The organism is Candidatus Mesenet endosymbiont of Phosphuga atrata (assembly GCF_964020175.1).
Lineage (GTDB): Bacteria > Pseudomonadota > Alphaproteobacteria > Rickettsiales > Anaplasmataceae > Mesenet.
In genome coordinates this window covers 1,221,989-1,243,082 of sequence record NZ_OZ026541.1, presented here as the reverse complement: position 1 = coordinate 1,243,082, position 21,094 = coordinate 1,221,989, and the positions used below count along the sequence as shown (strand labels likewise).

Annotated in this window: 9 protein-coding genes and 1 pseudogene; 4 read left to right on the top strand and 6 right to left on the bottom strand. The window is 32.5% G+C overall.

The annotated features are described in order from the left end of the window. Positions 1 to 23: 23 nt before the first annotated feature. On the bottom strand, positions 24 to 2,312 hold the full coding sequence (locus AACL09_RS05980; RefSeq protein ID WP_339047744.1) for a glycine-rich domain-containing protein: 2,289 nt from the start codon (positions 2,310 to 2,312) through the stop codon (positions 24 to 26). Next, positions 2,293 to 4,665, bottom strand: a complete 2,373-nt coding sequence (locus AACL09_RS05975) for a type VI secretion protein (RefSeq protein WP_339047742.1) — start codon at positions 4,663 to 4,665, stop codon at positions 2,293 to 2,295. Before AACL09_RS05975 ends, AACL09_RS05980 begins: the two co-directional genes overlap by 20 nt. A gap of 255 nt (positions 4,666 to 4,920) precedes the next feature. On the opposite strand from AACL09_RS05975, the gene AACL09_RS05970 reads away from it, so the two are divergent. The 3 genes from AACL09_RS05970 (at position 4,921) to pheT (ending at position 11,386) form a co-directional block, all read left to right on the top strand. Next, entirely contained in the window at positions 4,921 to 7,875 is a 2,955-nt protein-coding gene (locus AACL09_RS05970) for a hypothetical protein (RefSeq protein ID WP_339047740.1), read from the top strand. Between the two features lie 124 nt (positions 7,876 to 7,999). Continuing rightward, positions 8,000 to 8,950: an EndoU domain-containing protein gene (locus AACL09_RS05965; RefSeq protein WP_339047739.1), complete on the top strand. Its 951-nt coding sequence runs from the start codon at positions 8,000 to 8,002 to the stop codon at positions 8,948 to 8,950. An 84-nt stretch (positions 8,951 to 9,034) separates the two neighbouring features. Further along, on the top strand, positions 9,035 to 11,386 hold the full coding sequence (gene pheT / locus AACL09_RS05960) for a phenylalanine--tRNA ligase subunit beta (protein ID WP_339047737.1): 2,352 nt from the start codon (positions 9,035 to 9,037) through the stop codon (positions 11,384 to 11,386). A gap of 448 nt (positions 11,387 to 11,834) precedes the next feature. On the opposite strand, the gene AACL09_RS05955 is transcribed toward pheT, so the two are convergent. Continuing rightward, on the bottom strand, positions 11,835 to 14,087 hold the full coding sequence (locus tag AACL09_RS05955) for an NADP-dependent malic enzyme (RefSeq protein WP_339047735.1): 2,253 nt from the start codon (positions 14,085 to 14,087) through the stop codon (positions 11,835 to 11,837). A 595-nt stretch (positions 14,088 to 14,682) separates the two neighbouring features. On the opposite strand from AACL09_RS05955, the pseudogene AACL09_RS05950 reads away from it, so the two are divergent. Beyond that, positions 14,683 to 14,931: pseudogene (locus tag AACL09_RS05950) on the top strand (IS256 family transposase); the annotation flags it as partial. Between the two features lie 579 nt (positions 14,932 to 15,510). Here AACL09_RS05950 and AACL09_RS05945 read toward each other — a convergent pair. The 3 genes from AACL09_RS05945 to alaS all read right to left on the bottom strand — a co-directional run bounded on the left by AACL09_RS05945 (position 15,511) and on the right by alaS (position 20,821). Further along, positions 15,511 to 16,737, bottom strand: coding sequence for a citrate synthase (locus tag AACL09_RS05945; RefSeq protein WP_339047733.1), 1,227 nt, complete (start codon positions 16,735 to 16,737; stop codon positions 15,511 to 15,513). A 66-nt stretch (positions 16,738 to 16,803) separates the two neighbouring features. After that, positions 16,804 to 18,090: a hypothetical protein gene (locus tag AACL09_RS05940; RefSeq protein WP_339047731.1), complete on the bottom strand. Its 1,287-nt coding sequence runs from the start codon at positions 18,088 to 18,090 to the stop codon at positions 16,804 to 16,806. 94 nt (positions 18,091 to 18,184) lie between these two features. After that, positions 18,185 to 20,821 carry an alanine--tRNA ligase gene (gene alaS / locus AACL09_RS05935; protein WP_339047729.1) on the bottom strand — a complete coding sequence of 879 codons (2,637 nt, stop codon included), beginning with the start codon at positions 20,819 to 20,821 and terminating at the stop codon, positions 18,185 to 18,187. Positions 20,822 to 21,094 lie beyond the last annotated feature (273 nt).

The window sequence follows — 21,094 nt, the reverse complement described above, 5'->3', positions numbered from 1 at the left end:
TTATGCTCCAGTATATCAACTAATTAATCCCATTGTTCACAAGTAATAACAACCTTGCCATTTGCACCTTCTTGATATGATAACTTATCACTATTTATACACCCACCTGAACCTGGTATTTTATTGTCATTTGCGATTTTTTTTACCTCGTTACTTTTTATTGAGTTGCTACAGGTTAACGATTCTTTAAAAACATTCATAATATATGGAATTTCGTCTTTCTCTTCCCCACTTTTATATGGCAGCGCTATTTTATCTGACTCATTTGTACCTTTTATTCTCCCTATGAATCTAGTGTATACCAACTTTTCATTAGTTATCGCCGCATTTTGTTTTCTTACACTATTATCTCCCCCACCTGCTATGATTAATTTACTGCAATTTTTTTTATCTTTATTACACATATATACTTCACTGGCATTACCATTATTTTGCTCCAGCTTGCCACCACTACCAACTTTAATTTTAAATATCGGCTGCTCATCACTTACTTTTATTGTTGCTTTTGTATAATCTCCGGCAGCCCCTGAAGTTGATTTAGCTGGTTTTTTTTCATCAATAAAACCAGCACCTCCCCCCCCCCAAGCTTCCATTGTTACAAACTGACACTGCTTTTCTTTTGCATCAAAATAGTGATATTGATCTTCTAAATTATGATCTTTCTTAAGATTAGGATCTTTTTTCAAATCAGAACTAAAGTCTTCTTTAGGGTCGGTATAAGAAATACGCTCAAAATTATCTATACATAAGCCATCAACATATGGATCTTTAGGTCTAAAAAATTCACCTTCTTCATCATTAAGTTCTTCTTTTGTAAGGAAAAAAGGTTTCTCTGTATCTTCATCAATATATTTTGTTGAATATTCTGGATTTGATGGATCATCATTGAAAGACTCACTCTTATGTGCAACATCTTCGTATTTATATACAACCTTATAATTAGCATTACACACTTTACCATCTGTACATCTTTCTCCTTTGCCCACTACGCTTAACGTATTACCATCCTTACACAAACAGCCTTTACAACATATGCTTTTGTCACTGCATATAGGATTATTACTACCGATAGAATAATAACTACCACCAAACCGTTTAATACTATCTAACTCATCTTGCCCCATAGTATTTAAATCTTTTGGGTTTTTACCACATGGTACATATTGATCTTTATCACCAATAGGAACAATTCGATAATCATTAAACTGTTTTCCCAATGATTTTAAATATTTAAATATTCTTCTATTTTCCTTTCTTTTGAGCACATATTCATCGGAACTCCATGATGGTAATGAAAAAAGACATGTAACTTTACCATTATCATTGTTTGCACCAATTATCAAACTTCTATCATCACTAACTTTTGGTTTTCCTAGACTTAATCTTAAACCATTAATATTATATTCCTGACCATAAGCAAGCGTAATTGGATTATGATTATAACCTGGTATTTTTACTTTAACTTTATCTAAATTAATGAGCCTTGGATTTTTAGTTACATCTAACTTTATCTCATTACCTTCTTCATCTAGTGGTATTAACTCAGGTTTGCCTATTTTAGGCATTGGAAAACATTGACTACCAAGCATGATATCTGAACTATTATCATAAAAATCTGCACAAAGTTGATCTTCTTCTTTGTAGGTTTTAAAAGTATATCTTTCTCCATCATATTCAATTGGATAACTATGTTTTCTGCCATCTGTGCTCACATCTAGATTTTGTGTTTGAGATCCGATAATAACTCTAATCTTAGGTTGAAAAAAAGATTGATTACTAGCTGTTACAGGAACTATCCTAATTTCAGGTGATGCCTTAAACTGATCACAAAATGGAGGAGGCCCAGGTGCTAGTGGTATCGGTATGCATTGCGGATCTGCAGTACATTCTTTACTGTAATCTTTATCTAAAGTAGCTAAAACTGCAATTCCCCCTACAAAAAGGGTAGTTGCTGATATTAAACCTTTTGCTAAAGCATCATAACATGTAAAAACCTGACAAGCACATATCTTAGGTTCTTCTGCTTCCCAATCTACATATGCTCTTGCATATGTCATTCCCACTCCTTCGCAATCACCATCAGCCATGTCATCACAATAAGTATAATTACCACGACATACTTTTATTTTGGGATTAAAAAAGCCATCACTAGTATTCATACTACTAGGTGTTTTTGTCCTTATTTTGAACAGATCGCCACTGAAGAAGGCCCCAATATCATCCCAAAATGAAGCATATACATCAAATGGAGTTATAAGGATAATAAATATACAAAGTAATTTTATAACAATCCTAAATTTGACATTTTTCATAAAATTCTGGTAGCCATTTATTAGCCTCATCTCCCTTATTTTGAATTGCATCATACATAAACTCTATAGTTTTGCTATTTGCAGATAATACATGAACCTCTCGCATTTGACTAAGATTAAGTGTAAGGACTATTGATCTATTTCCTTGTTTTAGCAAGAAATGCCTATTATAGGCTGGTATTTGCAATAGCATATCAAATTCTTCTTTAGATAAAGAAAATATTTCTTTATAAAGTTTACTTGCATAAGGATTAGGCATTAAAATTTTTGTATCAACATGTTTTTCAACATAACGTGAAAAAGGACTAATCAAAGCTTCTGATAAATTTTCAGTACTAAATATTACAATTACATTTAGCTCTTTCATCCTATTCATCCAATCATCAAATTCTTCTTCTGTTCTAAAAATACTGCTAATTTTCCAGGCTTCATCTAATAATAATATCGTTGGTGAACCATCAAACTCAATCTCAAGACGGTGTAAAAAGTAATACAATACAACATACATGCATTCTTTTGTTAATTTTCCTATATTAATTCCTAATATTTTCTCCTTCCAATCAAAATTTTCTGAATCGCAGTCAGCAAATATATTTGCAAATTCCCCATCTCCATACCATTTTTTTATGTTGCCACCTAATTGTTCAAGAATCTTAGAGATTTTAGAGATTGATCTATATTCAACCGGTATACTAAATACATAATCGACTATCTTCTTTACTGCGGTATCTATAGGACCTTCTCCTGTAGTTCCTACCATTCTCTTAAATAATTCACATAACATATAACGGTTATTTACGTTATTATCTATTTTTAATGGATTGAATTGTAAACCATCCTTAGGATTTATAGTGTAATATTTACCATTCATGGCTTTTACAAATATAATTGACTTACCACTATTATCAAACAATATTGTCCTTGCATTTAAGTGCCTTGATTCTGATAGTAAGAAATTAATAAGCAAGGTTCTACCTGAGCTTGGTAGCCCTAAGACTATTGTATGTCCACTATTTTTAATGCTATGAAAATTAAAAAAGTAAATATTATCCTTATTTGACAAAAACGTTGTTATTGCCTCTCCCCAACGTCCTCCCTTCATCGTACCAGATATAAAGCTATGTACAGAGCTAAAGCCACATGAATATTTAACAGGTATACTATTTTGCTGTGTAAAAAATACAAAATTTCCAGGAAGCCGTAGCCAAAAATTGTCTTCTAGATGTAGATCATTTCGTATTGTCATAAGCCCAATTGAAGATAAAGCAGACACTGCACTAGATACATTTTTGTTCAATTCTTGTGTACTATCTGCAATAATTGTAAAATTAATTTTATGTTTACAAAACTCCATAGAAAGTGAATTGTTTTCAATTATTTCTTCAAGCCCTGAAGCTCTTCTTAACTCTTCGTCCTCACTAATTCTCAATATGTCATATTTCTCTTGAAATGTTGCTATTGCCTCTTTGTATTTTACAAACCTTATCATTTCTGATATAATAAATTTACAATTCAATTGTAAGCATAGGTCTATGTTATTTAGAGGAATTTCCCTGTATTCCTTAATGCTTAGGATGGCACCAAACCTTTTTTGATTGTTACTTATTACTTGGAATGAGTTATATCCGAAAGCTATTTTTACATCTTTTATACTTTCAAATAAATCTTGTTCAGATATATAGCATTTATTATGAGATAGTGTAATAATGAAGTTAAAAAATTCTAAAATTTCCGAGCGTATTTTACAATCTTGACAAAAAACAAGCCGTAACTTTTTAGCTTGAAAAGGCTCTAAATCCGCAAGAACTAAACTTACTACTTTTTGCAATTCCCTAAATTTATTCTGTAGATATAGCTTATGTTTATCTTTTACATAATTAAATGACAATGCATTAACTATACCATTTAAGTTTTCATTTAAAGAGTCTATTAATATAACAATATACAATGTATTAGCGTACTTTGGTATGCTTTTATCTAATTTATGCCATGAATTATGCAATTCGTCAGAAAAATCACCTGTATTTTCCCAGCTTAAATCAAAATTATTGCACTTTCGTACAGTATGTATCCAAACAGCAAATTCAGAAGTAGCAATATTTCTACTAATAGCGTTTCTAACTTCAGATCTTAAATCCTTCTTTCCTTGTGTTATATCAGCATTATAATCCTCAACTTTTATTACCTGTAGTAAGTTTCCATTTTTTGTTAGTATAGTTGAATCATCATAATGACAAGCATAAGATATAAAATCATTATCTATGGTTTTGATAGATGCAAAATTACCTTTTTGCCTATTTAATTGCTCATGTTTCTTTTCAGTTTTTAGCCCAAACGCATTCTCTAATTTCATACATAAAAATTGTTATTTTGATTATTATTACTTATACTTTCACTTAAATAACTTACTTTCTTTTAGTTAGTAAAACAGTAAGAGACAAGAATTCAACTAAAGTATAACATATATATTATATTTATTTACTAATAGATATAATCTGATTTTAGATTTCTTACTTTAAAACTCATCTTTTATTAAAAATGAACCATAATAATTGACAATTTATTAAATAATTAGTAAACTAATTTAGTATTAGAGGAAATAGATTCTATGGTAGGGGAAAACAATAAGAACATTAATCCAGTTGCTGAATTAAATATTCCCTTAAGTTTATTCAGTTATAAAGATTACAACTCTGACTTCATCATTTCTTGGTACAATGTAGCGAGTAAAATATATAAGCAAATTAATTATTCTAGTGCAGAAAAGCAAAGGTTAAATTTAGCTCTATCAGTTTTAATGTTTCCTTATATAGCTCTTACTGCATTAGGGGTTGTATCATATAAACAAGCTACAAAAAAGAACGGGAAAGATTCTATTCTAAAAGAGAAGAAGACAAATCAAGCAAAAAAACTAGTTTATAATATTCTTACCCTTGCAGTTGTTTGTATTAATGTAGTTATACTAACGGCTTTGCTAATCCCAGCAACAGTGGCACTAGCTATTTTTTATGCTTTGAATAAAGAATTGTCAAAAGACTTAATTACGGTTTTGAAGATTAGTAAAGAAAACAGATATGAGGATCAAAATATCACAGTATCTATTCATGATGAGGAAATAGAAACTTCAAACATTGAGTTTAATATAAAAATTGAGTTCCCTAAGCAATTTCATAGATTAATTCGTGATTTAACTAAAGATAATAATCGGGTCGAAATTATATCTAATAAAAAAGGGAATATAACGCTTAAGCTATCAGCTGGCATTACTTTAAAAGATGGACTTACACCCTTGCGTGGTGAGATCAAAAAATTACTTGAGACTTCCCTTAAGGAATTTACTGCAACTATAGGTAAGCTTATAGCTTTAGAAAAGAAAGATATTACATATGACAAATTAAAAGAGCTGTTAAACGAATTTAGGCTTAAGGTAGTCGATAACATAGACTCCAAAATAATAAGCTATTTAATAGAAGATGCTTACAAAGTTGCGTTTATACAGGCAATCAAAGCTGGAAAGGAAAGAAGAAAAGAAGAATTTATATCAGAGGACAGGTTAAAAGAGGTACTTATAAAGCAAGAATTAAAAAATCAGGGTGAAAAGTTACCAACTGAAAAAGAATTCATAATAAAGGAATTAAATAAACTAAAGGGGAAAAAAATAAATGCGAATGATGTAGATGACAAAATTTATCAAATATTAAAATTAGAATATGAAGATCTTTTATATAAATCAGAGTATGAAGCATTGCCAGGAGAAGAGAGGTTAGAAAAAAAAACAAACATTGATATTTATAGGGAGTATTTTCCTCAAAAGATAGATAGTGCTATATCTAAAGCTGAGAAAAAGATTAGAGAGCTGAAGCAAGAGGGAGAAAAAAGGCATATTGAGACAGAAAATGAGTTGAAAGAAATACATGAAGCTTTAAAAAGAGAAGAAATACCAGATGATGATTTAAGACAAAAATTAAAGGATCTATTTAAACCTAATACTGACAAAAATACTCTTCATAAGAATTTGAGAAGATCACAATTAGATAAAGCTGTAAATTTATTAAAGCACATACCTTGGGATGAAGTTGAAAGTTTAACGAAACATATAGATGATAAAATATATCAAGGCCTGGTCAATAACCATAGAGAATTACATGAGCTAATAGTAGACTACAATGAACGAGTAACTGATGAAGAAATAAATAACCTCATAAATAAGATTGTTGAAGTAATCGCAAAACATAAACTGCAAAGTTTATATGAGCAGCAAAAAGAAAATGGTTTAGAGCTTCTTTCAGAAGATGATAGGAGGTTTTCTAATTCAAAAAAAATTATCGAACCAGAATTGTTTAAAAAAGAAAACGTGTCATTAAATCAGCTAGAAGAGAAAATAGAAGCTAAGTACAAGAATCTCAAAAATGAATATGATAGCATAAAAACAAATTATGATTTGGTAAAAGATCTGATAGATGAGTCTCTAAAAAGTTTAGACTTAGAATTGAAGTCACTATCTCGAGGACAAAACAATAAAAGCATTTGTAAGAAAATAGAAGAGCTCAATAAAATAAGGTACGAGATAAATGATGAAATACAAGAGGAGGAAATAAAGAAAAAAATCGGTATAATTAAGGAAGACATGGATGCATTAGTTAAGCTCTATAAGGAAAAAGTTAGAGTAATTAATACCAATATCCAAAGTGACAAAATCAGATTATTAGATTCAGGTGATAATATATCTATTGCTTCAATTAATAAATTAATTAATCAATGCAAAATTGTTAATAATGAAGTCAACATACAAAACAGACTAAAAAAACAAATGATAGAAACACATTTAAAAAATAGTGAAAAATTTCTAGAATTACTAAAACAATTGAAATTGGAGCAAGAAGAATTAACTATAAATAAAGAAACAGAGAATGCTTATAAAGCAAGATTATTTTCCAATGAAAAAATAAAATTTTCGATAATAGAAGACAAGCTAATTGAATTATTAAAGAAAGAAAATTTTGATAAGATTAAAACTGAAATAAAAACATTGCTGGAGGCAGTAGAGTTAGAATATTGTTTAGCTGACGAATGTATAAAAAATCCTACTGTAGCAATAAAAGATAATGTAAAACACTTTTGTCAGAGTTTACTATCTCCTTTAATAGGTGAGCTCACAATCAATTTTATAAATAATCTGCAAAATGATAAGGATGATGGCTTAGGAAATTGTATTATGAAAAGCTGTAGAATTGTTACAAATTTGGTTCAACTAGGAGCAGGTGCTAATAAATATAAAAACACTAATAATGCAGTAGATCTAGCAAATAAAACTATTAAGGAAGTAGATAAAATTGTTCAATATTTTGAAACAACTTATGAAGAAATGGGAGGACTTATAGGTAACACGTTTTCTGATGAAGGAGAAACGTTTAGAGATGTTGTATGGCCTAGAATAAAAGATAACTTATATGAAATATGGAATAGATTCTTGCAAGATATTGAAATTAAAGTAATACCACCAACTGGAAAAACATTACTTAACCCTAAAGTGAAAGCTAATACAATCCAGAAAATACTTTAAGCTTTGTAACAACTGAAAACTATATTAATAGTAATTATACTAATTGAGTTTATCATTTTATTTATTCTAAAAAGAGAAATATACGCTAGTCAACCAACAATTAATTATTAAGAAGGTAAATGCAATGTTAAACAAGCTGAAATTTATAATATCGTTATTCATTTTAAGCATATTTTCTATTCCGGCTATTTGTATTGCTGGTCAGAATACAATATTTCAGGCATTTCGCAATTTAAATATGGTTGATTCAGACGGCTCTTCTAGTACCGATATAGATACTCCCTCTACTGCTGGTTCGGATATTTTTATCAGTGCTGAAAATCCTTTTTCTTTTTATAATGCTGAATCAGAGGCATTTGACAAAAAAATATTAAGGCTTTGTGGCGCTTTTGGAAGCAAGAAACCTACAAAAGAGCGATTTATAGCAATGCTTAAAGATCCAGAAAATGAAATAATTACTAGAACTATTTATGATGCACTTAACCATGAAGTAATTACTCCAAATGCAAACCTTGATCAATTCGTAGAAGAGTTATCACAGGTTTGGTTTAATAGCAATGGGTTCACACATATTTTTTGTGGTCAACCAAGAAATATAACGCTCGGTGGATTGCATTTTAATCCGAGGTTAGTTGAAGTTTCACAAACTAAACGGGCAAGGATTGTGGAGAAAAAATTAGAACCCGTATATGGTACAGCATATACAGTGAGGGTTGAATTTCTCAATCGCAAAAAAGAAATTCAGCAAAAGGACAAATTAACTCTTGATAAAACTTTGCATGCTAATGATATATTAGCCTATGCAACTCAGGCATTTAAGATGATAGAGGGAAGAGAAGGAGAGCTTTATTATGGTCTAAATGGTTATACAGGAGTATTTATTAAAAGAGATAATGCAATCATAACTTTCTACCCTAAACTTTCGATTCCAGTTGATTCAGATTTCTTAGATTCAGATGATGATATTGAAACTGATTCAGGTCAAATAGCTGGTGCTGAGGTCGATGAATTACCTGGTGATGATTTCTATGAAAAGCTAAAAATACTTATAGAGCAGGTAGAAAAGAAACAGTAATTAAAGAACTAAAAGCAGAGGCGTATTTGCTATTGCCTTTGCTTTCCTGTATATTGAGATGAAATCTCAACTTTACTCTATATTATGAAACTTTCACTATCTTGGCTTTTTGAATTTTTAGAAACTGATTCAACTGCAACAGAGATATCTAATAAGCTAACTAATATAGGGTTGGAAGTAGAAGAAATAACTGACAACACACATCTTAGTAGTTTTGTAGTAGCGCAGGTAAATGAAGTACTAGATCATCCAAATGCTGATAGATTAAAAATTTGTAAAGTCAGCAATGGTAAAGAAATTTTGCAAATAGTCTGTGGTGCAGATAATGTAAAAGTCGGTATGAAAACAGTTCTAGCACAAGTAGGCAGTATTTTACCAATAAGCAATATAACAATTGCCTCTACTAAAATTCGTGGTGTTGCAAGCGATGGCATGCTTTGCTCTGAAGATGAACTTGGACTCTCCAGTAAAAAAAATGCAGGAATAATAGAATTATCAGATGATTATCAAATTGGAGAGAGCTTTTTTCCTTGCAACATAGTAATAGATATAAATGTTACTCCCAACCGTGGAGACTGTTTAAGTGTATATGGGATTGCTCGCGATCTAGCTGCAACTGGTATCGGTAAATTGAAAGTGATAGATGTTCCTAAAATAGAAAGTTCTGCGCTATCTCCTATTACTCTACAGGTTGCAGATGGTGAGAGCTTCATTACTGGTAGGTACATAAATGGTATAAAAAACATAGAAAGTCCCAAGTGGCTTAAAGATAGACTTAAGTCTATAGGACTACGTTCTATTTCTGCTGTAGTTGATATCACTAATTATATAATGATTTCATTTGGCAAGCCACTACATGCGTATGATGCAGATAAGATAAACAGCAAACTTGTTGTGCAAAAGGTTAATGAACAAAGAGAATTTGTTGGTTTAGATGGTAAAAATTATCTACTTGCAGATGGTATAAATATTATTGCTGATGATAAAAATATTCATGGGACAGCTGGTATTATAGGCGCTCAGTGTAGCCAATGTTTACTTGACACTAAAAATATTTTCTTAGAATCAGCGTGGTTTGATCCTATTTCAATAGCTACAACATCTCGCAGCATTGGTTTATCTACTGAAGCTAGTTATCGCTTTGAAAGATTTGTTGATCCTGAATTTGTTATCAACGGTTTAAACATAGCAACAGAGATGATTTTAAGTATATGTGGTGGTATTGCATCTGATGTAGTATCCGCAGGTGAATATGTTGAGCACAAAAATACAATAAATTTTAATTATAGAGAAGTAAGTAAACTAGGCAGTATAGATATATCGCAAGAGGAGATATTTGATATATTAACAGGATTAGGTTTTATAGTTAACAAAAATGATCATGACCTTTGGAGTGTAAACACTCCACCATGGAGATCTGATATTAAGTTACCTATCGACCTGGTTGAAGAAGTAGTGCGGATATATGGTTATGAAAAAATAAAAGAAGAGGAATTACATATACGAGATGTCCAAACACCTGGCACATTGCAGGACAAATTACGTGTATTAATGTCAAGTCGTGGTATGAATGAGGTACTAACTTGGTCATTTATGGATGAAAAAATAGCAGAAAAATTTGGCTATTTCAATAAACAATTTCTAATTGCAAATCCACTGAACAATAATCTAAATATTATGCGGCCAAGTATTATTCCGAATTTATTACAAATAGCTGAAAGTAATATTGCTCGTGGTATATTTGATTTAGCAATTTTTGAGATTGGACCAGTATATAATGATGACTTGGTTTTAGATCAGCAAAAATTCGTTTTAAGTGGGCTGCGTTCTGGACATAATTTACCACGTAATTTATACAAAACTGATCGTGAAATTGATACCTTTGATGTCAAAGCAGATTTTATGTCAGTGCTGCATTTTTTAAATATTGATGATAGTAGTATTTCTATTTCTGAATGTAATATGCCATACTATCACCCAGGAAAATCAGCTACTGTTTATTTCAATAATATAATACTTGGCTACTTTGGTGAGCTGCATCCAAGTATTAAAAATTCATATGAATTTAAACAAGATATTATGTGCTTTGAAATTATATTAAACAGCATTGATAAACTACCAATCCATAGTAAAAAATATATTGATTATCAATACCAAAGTGCAAAACGTGATTTCGCTTTTTTAGTTGATAAAAACGTAGCTATAGGATCTATAATTAATTCTATTAAAAATAGTAATTTAAATATTGTAACTGAAATTTTAGTATTTGATGTATATGATAAGATAGACGATTATCCTAATAAAAAATCCGTTGCTTTATCTGTAACGTTCCATTCTCCTGACCATACTTTGATCGAAGATGAAATCAAAAAAGCATCAGAGATAATAACAGATGCGGTTTATAAAAGCACTGGCGGTGAATTAAGATCAGTTTAATTATAGTGGCAATTTTTTGCAAAAATCTTGCAATTTTCTGCTTCCATAGATTTTAAAGTACTGCTTATAATGGGAATGCCAATCTGGAGAGATTGAGGCTGTAGAGGCGGCCTTTAAAGTGGCAGATGTATAGGAAAAAAAGATCTGAATATATTGAATAAGATCTTTGGCGACCTACTAAATAGTTTTAGCTATTTTAGGCTTTTTTGCTTAAAGTAAGGGTGATATCCTTATAGTTATATGCCTTAAAACGTATAACCATAGCGCTTCCAATTATCAATTGGTAGTCCTTTCATGGTGGGAATCCGTGAAAAGGGCTAAAAACGCTCCTCTCTCTGATGTTGTACACCTCTCCAGATTGGCACTAAATCAACAATAGGTCGGAAAATGAAGTCAAAAATAAATAATTCAGAGAACTATATCACAACTACTTATAAAGATAGAAAGTTTATTTTATATCCGCCACAGCAAGATTCAATATTTCTGATACTGATGATGTCATTTGTACAATCTGTACTGATTTTTCCATACCTATTAAAATAGGTCCTACTGTAGATCCTCCACCTACTTCCTGTAGTAGCTTTGATGATATACTTGCACTGTGCAGTCCAGGCATAATTAAAACATTTGCTGGCCCACTTAACCTACAAAATGGATATAAAGATAACGTATCTTGATTTAGTGCTGCATCAATTGATAGTTCTCCATCATACTCAAAATCTACATTTGAATTATCTAATATTTCAATTGCCTTATGAATTTTTTCTACTCCATTTTTTATTCCATGACTACCAAATGCTGAAAAAGAAATAAATGCTACTTTTGGCTTATGGCCCATTTGTTTTGCTTTAGCAGCAGATTTTATTGCTACTTCAGCTAATTCCCTTTCTGTTAAGGTTTCGTTTATTGCAGTATCAGCAATAAAAAGGGTACTATCTTTTGTAATAACTATAGATAAACCAAAAACTACATTGCTACCAAAGCCAATAATTTTTTGAACATCACTTAAAGAAGAAGCGTAGTCCCTAGTTAGCCCAGTAATTAAGATATCACCTTCTCCACAAGCTAACATGCAAGCTGCAAATACATTGCGATCAGTTTTTACTGCACGAATACAACTTCTGTGCAAGTAACCAAAGCGTTGCAATTTTTTATACATATAGTCTATATATACATCATTGCATTCTGAAACTGCAGCATTTGTAATTTTAATGCCAGATGTATTTTTAATACCAAGTCTTTTCATGTTCTCTATGACTTTATCACTACGTCCAACAAGTATTGGTTCACCATAGTCATTATCACGCCACTCAATAGCTGCTCTTATTGCTCTTTCTTCTTCTCCTTCTGAGAAAATAACTTTCTTAGGGCTAAGTTTAACATGCTCGTAAAGTAAATTTAGTGTATTAAAAGTTGGAGATAAGCGTGACCGTAATTGTTTTTTATATTCATCCCAATCTTTAATTTCTTTCCTTGCAACCCCTGAATCCATAGCAGCTTTCGCTACAGCAGGAGATACAACTGAAATCAACCTAGAATCAAAAGGAGTTGGTACGATATAATCCGGCCCATAACTCATTTTTTTACCACCATAAGCAACAGAAACTTCATAAAGCACTGGTTCCTTAGCTAGTTTAGCAATAGCATATGCTGCAGCTATTTTCATTTCATTATTTATTGCTTTTGCTTGCACATCCAGCGCTCCCCTGAATATATACGGAAAACCCATAACATTATTAATTTGGTTAGGGTAATCGGATCTTCCAGTAGCAATTATCGCATCAGGACGAGCTTTTCTTGCAAGTTCAGGTTTTATTTCTGGATCAGGGTTAGCAAGAGCAAAAATTATAGGATTTTTGTTCATACCAGCAAGCATCTCTTCTGTAAGAACATTTGCTACAGATAAACCTAAGAATACATCTGCACCATTTAATGCATCTTGCAAAGAACGACAAGAAGTATCAGCAGCATACTTTTCCTTCCATTCATTCATTTCAGACCGGCCTTTATATATTACTCCATGTTGATCACATAAGATAATGTTATCACCTTTTACTCCTATAAGTTTCAACATCTCTGTACAAGCAATCCCAGCTGCTCCGGCACCATTTATAACAACTTTAATATCTTTTAATTCTCTTTTAGTAATATCAGCAGCATTAATTATGCCAGCTGCAGTTACTATAGCAGTTCCATGTTGATCATCATGAAAAACTGGTATATCCATTAGCTCGTTTAGACGCTTTTCTATTAAAAAGCACTCTGGAGATTTTATATCCTCTAAGTTTATCCCTCCCCAGCTTGGACCTAAATACCTAACAGCATTTACAAAATCCTCAACATCGCCTGTATCAACTTCTATATCAACTGCATCTATATCAGCAAAGCGTTTAAATAAAACAGCCTTTCCTTCCATAACAGGTTTTGAAGCTAAAGGACCTATATTACCAAGACCTAAAACTGCAGTACCATTTGAAATAACTGCAACATAATTACCTTTTGCTGTATAATCATAAACCTTATCAGGATCGTTTTCTATTTCACGGCATGGCTCTGCAACGCCAGGAGAATAAGCTAAAGACAAATCACTCTGAGTTAATAGGGGCTTTGTAGGTAAAAGAGAAACCTTACCAGGCTTATTATTTTTTTTGTGAAAATCAAGTGCTTCTTGCTTCTTGGTACTTAAATCAATATTGTTCATTTCAATACTACAAACTTACAGTATATTACATCTTACTTACAAGTCAATTTTCTATATTTATGTTAAAGAGCTTATCATAGTATGATAAGCTCTTTAAAAAACTTAACTCTTTATGTAATTAGGTGCTCGCCTTCAGCTTTAGTATTGGACTATTTTAGTATGGATTACAAACACAGCTCTCACAGTACGTTTGATTTAAATTGTACTAAATACAGATATTTACAGGTGAAATAGCAGTAGAGAGATTATCAGAGAAACATGTGCTACAAATTACGTAGATATTGTAACTTACATATTCTATGCCGCCCACTATCCAAGTTAGTACAATATATCAAACCAAGAATTTGAACACTTAAGAAAAAGATATTGGGGCCAGCACCTTTGGGCAATTTGCTGTTACTGTTGGTAATGTAAATTCTACAGACGTACAGAAATATATTGAAAGTTCATAATAAACATTTAACATTTCTGAATTTTTAATCTGCTTTATAAGCGTTACCACCAGCTCTAGCTGGTTGTTATTGATGAATGATTTGAAGAAAAGCTTCAAATAGGGAAATCGCTAAAAATTTGAGCTGGAAGAAAAGTGGGAATTCCCATGGTAGTGAAATCATGGCAAAATAATTGAGAAACTGGCTATTTAAAGTATTCAGATCCGATTAGGCGGATAGTTTATACTACCAATCCAATTGAGGGGTTACACCGACCAAATCAGGAAAAAACCAATTTACCAGTACAAATGCCTTCTGTGCTATAAAAAAGATAGAGCAAAATTGGACTATACCAAATTTGGCTTTTTGATGTTTTCTTTCCTAATAGATTAAAAATTCAGTTGAGTTTTTGACACAGTTTGTTGAATACTCCCAAACGTTTTGATTCAATTTAATAGCGGGAATTTATAATTGGGAACTTTCTATATGAATTTTGAAAGGGGTCTATTCTTAACTTTTCCTCACTTTTGCTGTGGATTCCCTTTATGCTTCTCAAGAATGCAAAAATTTGCTTCCAATTATTTTCTTTTATATATGGTAGTTTTCTTTTGGCTAATTACAGTAAACTACCGCTTTTTTCTACCCCAACAAATTTTGTTCACAGAGTCTAGAACCAAATTCCACAGATTAATGGCATATGTTTCATAAAACCATGCAAATCATCTTTAGAAATATAGTTCTTTGGAAGACATGCAGATTGATGTTGGTTGTGTTCTTACAACGACACAATCAGACAAATATTGCTATGATAAAACGCCAATGCAAACTTTTCTTGATATATTGCTTTTTAGAAAAATATTAGTAGCATAAAAAAAAGATACTGATAGTAGTTTAAATTATTTAAATTCTTCTAATTCTCATTTTTAGATTATGTTCTGTCTAGTACATTTTACGTCAATTTTTAATCCTATTAGCAAATCTATTTCAAATTTTTAATTTCCTATATAGAGCTGACGTGGCCTCCATATTTTGTTTTCTTTGCTATTTTTCATTTCATACCACTGAGCAACCCAACCTGCTGTTCTTGCCAATGCAAAAATCGGTGTAAACATGTTCGTTGGTATTCCCATTGCTCTAAGTATTATGCCGGAATAGAAATCAACATTTGGATATAATTTTCTCTCTATAAAATACTCATCACTTAATGCTATTTTTTCTAACTCCATGGCAACTTCAAACAAATGATTATCATGAGTACCAAGATCGTTTAATACTTTAGTGCAAACCTTTTTTAGCTCACTAGCACGTGGATCATAGTTTTTATAAACGCGATGTCCAAATCCCATGAGTTTAAATTCGCCATCTTTTACTTTTTCGATAAATTGTCCTATATTGCCTGGGTGTTTAATCTCCTCAAGCATGCCAATTACTGCTTCATTTGCCCCACCATGTGCTGATCCCCATAGAGCTGTAATACCAGCTGCAATGCATGCAAATAAATTAGCATTTGTAGATCCAGAAAGCCTAACAGCTGCTGTTGAGGCATTTTGCTCGTGGTCTGCATGCAAGATAAATATTTTATCTAAAGCCTCTACTGAAGTAGCATCACTCCTTGCAGAGATCATCTTAAGGAAGTTCCTGCCGTAGCTAAGCTCATCACTGACTTCAGCAAATTCCTGCTCAGAGATGTGGTTATAAATCATTGCAATGATAATCGGCACCTGTGCTATTGCTGCTATACCAAAACTTAAATCTTCAATGTTATTTCCATGTTGTGCATGATAAGAGGCAGCTAGGCCTGAGAAACAGGCCATCAAAATAGGCATAGGATGAGAGCTTATAGGAAAAGCCTGTATTATATGCTTTATTTCCTTTGGCACTTGCCTAGATAGCACCTGAATTTGTGATGCAAAACTTTTATATTGCTCTTCAGTAGCAAGCTTTCCATAAAGTAGTAGATATACTACTGACAAAAAATCATGCTCTATGAGCTGAGAAATTTCATATCCACGATGCAAAAGCTTTCCTTCCTCACCATCAATGAAAGTAATGGAAGAAGAGCATGCTGCAGTTGAAACAAACCCCGGATCATAAGTAAACAGCCCAGTGTTTTTATATAAGTCTTTTATATCCAGCGCACTTGGGCCACACTTACCCTCAAGTATAGCTAGCTCTACCTCTTTACCATTTTCTAATTTCAATAACGCTTTCTTATTCATGAGGCCATATTATAGCAAAACACCAGAAATGTAAATAAAGTTAGATATAAGAGAAAAAGTAGGATTTTAGCCTTTACTTAAACCGTTGTTGCTTTCTTTCCTTCCTGTTTCTACATTTTCTGTGTATGATGAACTTTGCTTAGAAAATGAAAACTTGCTTGCAAAAGAACCCTTTTTCTCTGCTGCCTTTTCTTCTTTTGCTTGTTTTACTTCAGCTAATTTAGCTTCAAACTTGCCTTCAATTAGATGATCTTTAGCCATCACTGCAGTTGCAATTTTATCAATAGTTGTAATAAATTGTGTATCAATTCCATCCTTATTGATATAATCGCTTTTAAATGTACTATTGCCTTTTTCTACCATTCGATCTAAATCTAAACCTACTTCTTTTGCTGCATACTTTAATGCTGCTATCTTATCGGGATCAAATTTAACCTCAGCTTTCTTACCTGGTTCTTGATCTGGAAAACAATATTTTGTTAAAAACTCCTCTAAGTTTGGGTTTTCAGATGTGACACCAGGTTTATGAGTTGATTTCCACAATTTCTCTAAGTTTGTCTTACCTGGAAATACATCTGCAGCATTTTTAGCACTATGCATAATTCCCTGCCCAGTTTTTTTAAACTCTGCTTTACTTGGAGTAGCAAGTTTAAGCCCACCGATAATAGCGATGGCAAACCCTGCCACGGCAGCAACTGTTGCTAATATTGGCAAGGCTACAATTGCAAGAGGTGCACCTATTGCTATGCCAAACGTACCTAATCCAAACAGTGATTTATCTTTATTACTGAGTTTGTTGAATTTTGTTAATTGTTCTTTGACAAATGATGGGTCATTTTCAATCTTACTCTTTAATTTCTTTTGTCCTTCTGGGCTGAATACTGTTTCTGCAGCTCGATCCACAGCATCTGATATTTTATTTTTGTTTGCACTATTTGAATTTAATATTTCTAATCCACTATTAAAATGCTGTTGAAAATCACTTCCTGTTTCTGAAGATATACCACTATCACTGCTATGCCTTCTTCTCATGTACATATACTCGCCTTCACTATTTAGTGTTAGTGGCGGTTGTGATGATGGCGGTGGAGGTGGTGTGTCATCTCTACTCATACTGCTGTTTCTATTTCGTGGAACATCATATATAGGCTGATTTGACGGCGTTTGATATATGCCAGTATCACCAAATACATCTGCTGCAAAATCTCCAATAATATTTCTACCTTCTGGTGATAATTCACTTGACCTACTCATTAGGTTTTTAGCAGCTTCTTCAATTCCCACTTGATTTGCTAAATCTGATTCATACCCAGACTCATATCCATCTTTTTTATTCCCACTATTACCTTCCATACCATCTCCATTGATAAATATAATATACTAGATTATACATAGAGATAGTTAATTTATTTATAATATGAGTTAATAATAGTACAATATTTATTGATTAAAAAATACTCCTCAGTTTATTTTCAATTTCTAAAGTAGCAGCCTCATCACTACTGCAACCAACTTGTGCTAACGTTTTGCTGCCACCACCATTACTATTTATAACTTTTATTAGCTCAGCCGCGCTTATTCTTTCAGTTAAGTTATCACTTACGCTGACAATTAAAACTGCTTTTTTCCCCTCTACAGCGGCAATTGTAATTATAGTGTTAGTTTTGTGATATTTTTGCTGCTCTATAACAAATTTTCTTACAACGTTTGTAGGAATATCAGTAAAAACGTGACTGAGAAAATTTACGCTGCCAATACTGCTTACTTTTATATTTTCTGACTTTAAAAGCTTTAGATAGAGATTTTCTATCTTTTGTTTTAGCTCCTTATTTTCTTTCTGCAGATTTTGTATGCTTTCAGCTATACTACCCACCGGTACTTTAAGCAGATCCGCAGTTTTTTGCAGAATAATCTCTTTACTATGCACATAGTCAATTGCTGCTTTTTTCGTCACAGCTTCAATTCTACGGATACCAAAAGCTACTGCACTTTCAGAAATGATTTTAAAAAACCCTATCTCTCCACTATATTCGACATGAGTTCCACCACATAACTCTTTTGAGCCACCAATAGTTACAACTCTTACTTCATCTTCATATTTCTCACCAAATAGCGCTGTAGCCCCTTCTCTTATTGCTTCGTCTGTGTTTTGGATTTTAGTTGCAACGGGGTAATTATCTCTAATTATAGAGTTTACTTTATTCTCAATTACAAATATCTCCTCTTCACTGAGCGGGCTGTTATGGCTAAAGTCAAAACGCAGTTTATCTTGTGCAACTAAAGATCCTTTCTGCGCAACATGACCTCCTAAAACTTCCTTCAGCACCTGATGCAACAGGTGAGTTGCTGAATGATTTGCTTTCAAGTTAGATCTTCTTTCCTCATCAATCTTAGCTTTTACTATATCTCCAGCAGCGATCATGCCAGTTTTAACTACACATCTGTGAACGTAGATACTATTTAACATCTTTTGAGTATCCAGCACCTTCACTACGCCACTTTGAGATCCCAATTTGTTTTCTTCTCCTAAAATAACCTCAAGCTCTCCTGTATCACCTTGCTGTCCACCCGATTCTGCATAAAAAGGAGTTTTATTTAAAATAATACTTATTTCCTCACCTTCATTTGCACAATCAATGATTTTTTCTTCTTTTGAGACAATGCATAAAACTTTTGCATCACTTATTTGACTTAACTTATAACCGATAAATTCTGTTCTGCCATGAAGATGAGCAATATTAAACCACACCTTGCTTATTGATTCTTTATCGCCAGTCCAATGGCTTTTTGCTTTTTGCTGTTGCATTGCAGCATCAAAGCCTTCTTGATCGAGTTTCAGTTTTTTCTCTTTTAAAATATCTAAAGTGATATCTAGTGGGAAACCATACGTGTCATAAAGTTTAAACACAACCTCTCCAGATACAACATCACCCTCACTTAAACCAGCTGCGGCTTTCTCAAGAAGATTTACTCCCCTGAGCAAGGTTTCATGGAAATTCTCCTCTTCTGATTTTAAAGTCATTTCTATTAACTCTTTTGCTCTTATTAGCTCTGGGTAGCTATCTGCCATATATGCGCTGCTACTACTATCTATCAGTACGGGAAAAATCTGGTGCAGCAGCGGTTCATTACAGCCCATTTGATGAATGTAACGTGCAGCTCTTCTTATTATTCTACGTAAAACATAACTAGCTCCTTCGTTAGCAGGAGTTACACCTTCTGCTATTAAAAACGCTGCGGCACGCACGTGATCAGCAACAATCCTATGTGCTAATTTATTTACTCTATCTCCAGATTTTTTCTGCGATCTATTAATCAAAGCTAGAAAAATATCAGTTTCATAATTATCACACACACCTTTCATCACTGAAGCTATGCGCTCTAAACCCATACCAGTGTCAATGCATTGTTTTGGCAGTTTATGTAAATCACCTTTTTCATCTTTGTCATACTGCATAAATACTAAATTCCAAATTTCAACGAACCTTTCGCCATCTGCATCTTTGCTACCTGGCAGCCCACCTTCTATTTCTTCACCGTAATCATAAAAAATCTCCGAGCATGGCCCGCATGGCCCAGTGTTACCCATACTCCAAAAATTGTCAGCGGTTGCAATTCTTATAATTTTATCATCGGAAAAACCACTAATTTTCCGCCAAAGTTCGTATGCTTCATCATCGTTATGATAGACTGTTACATATATTCTATTTTTATCTAGCTGTAACTCTTGTGTTATAAACTTCCAAGCTAGCTCTATAGCGTGCTCCTTAAAGTAATCACCAAAGCTGAAGTTACCAAGCATTTCAAAAAACGTATGATGCCGGTTTGTATAGCCAACATTTTCTAGATCATTATGTTTACCACCAGCTCTTAAACATTTTTGACTAGTTGCTACAGTTTTGAGACTACTACTTTCTTTACCGGTAAAAATCTGTTTAAATTGCACCATTCCTGAGTTTGTAAACATAAGTGTTGCATCATTTTGTGGTACAAGCGATGAAGATGGAAGTATTGTATGGTGGTTCTTTGCAAAAAAATCCAAAAATAACTTCCTTATATCGCCAGTGGATAAACCTAGTTTCATTTTTTTAAAATTAAATGCTGACTATATTCTAACCGGTGATTAATCAAAGAAAAGTGAATTATTATCCATAAGATTATCAATAACAACAAGCTAAAGCAGGTGGTAACGTTTATAAAGCAAGTTTTAAAACTCAGAGATGTTTATTATGAAACTTTCAATATACTTCTGTACATCTGAAGAATTTACATTACCAACAGTGACAGCAAATTGCCCATAGATCCAATATCTTTTTTTTAATTGTTCGGATTCTTGTTTTTGATATACTGTTGGATA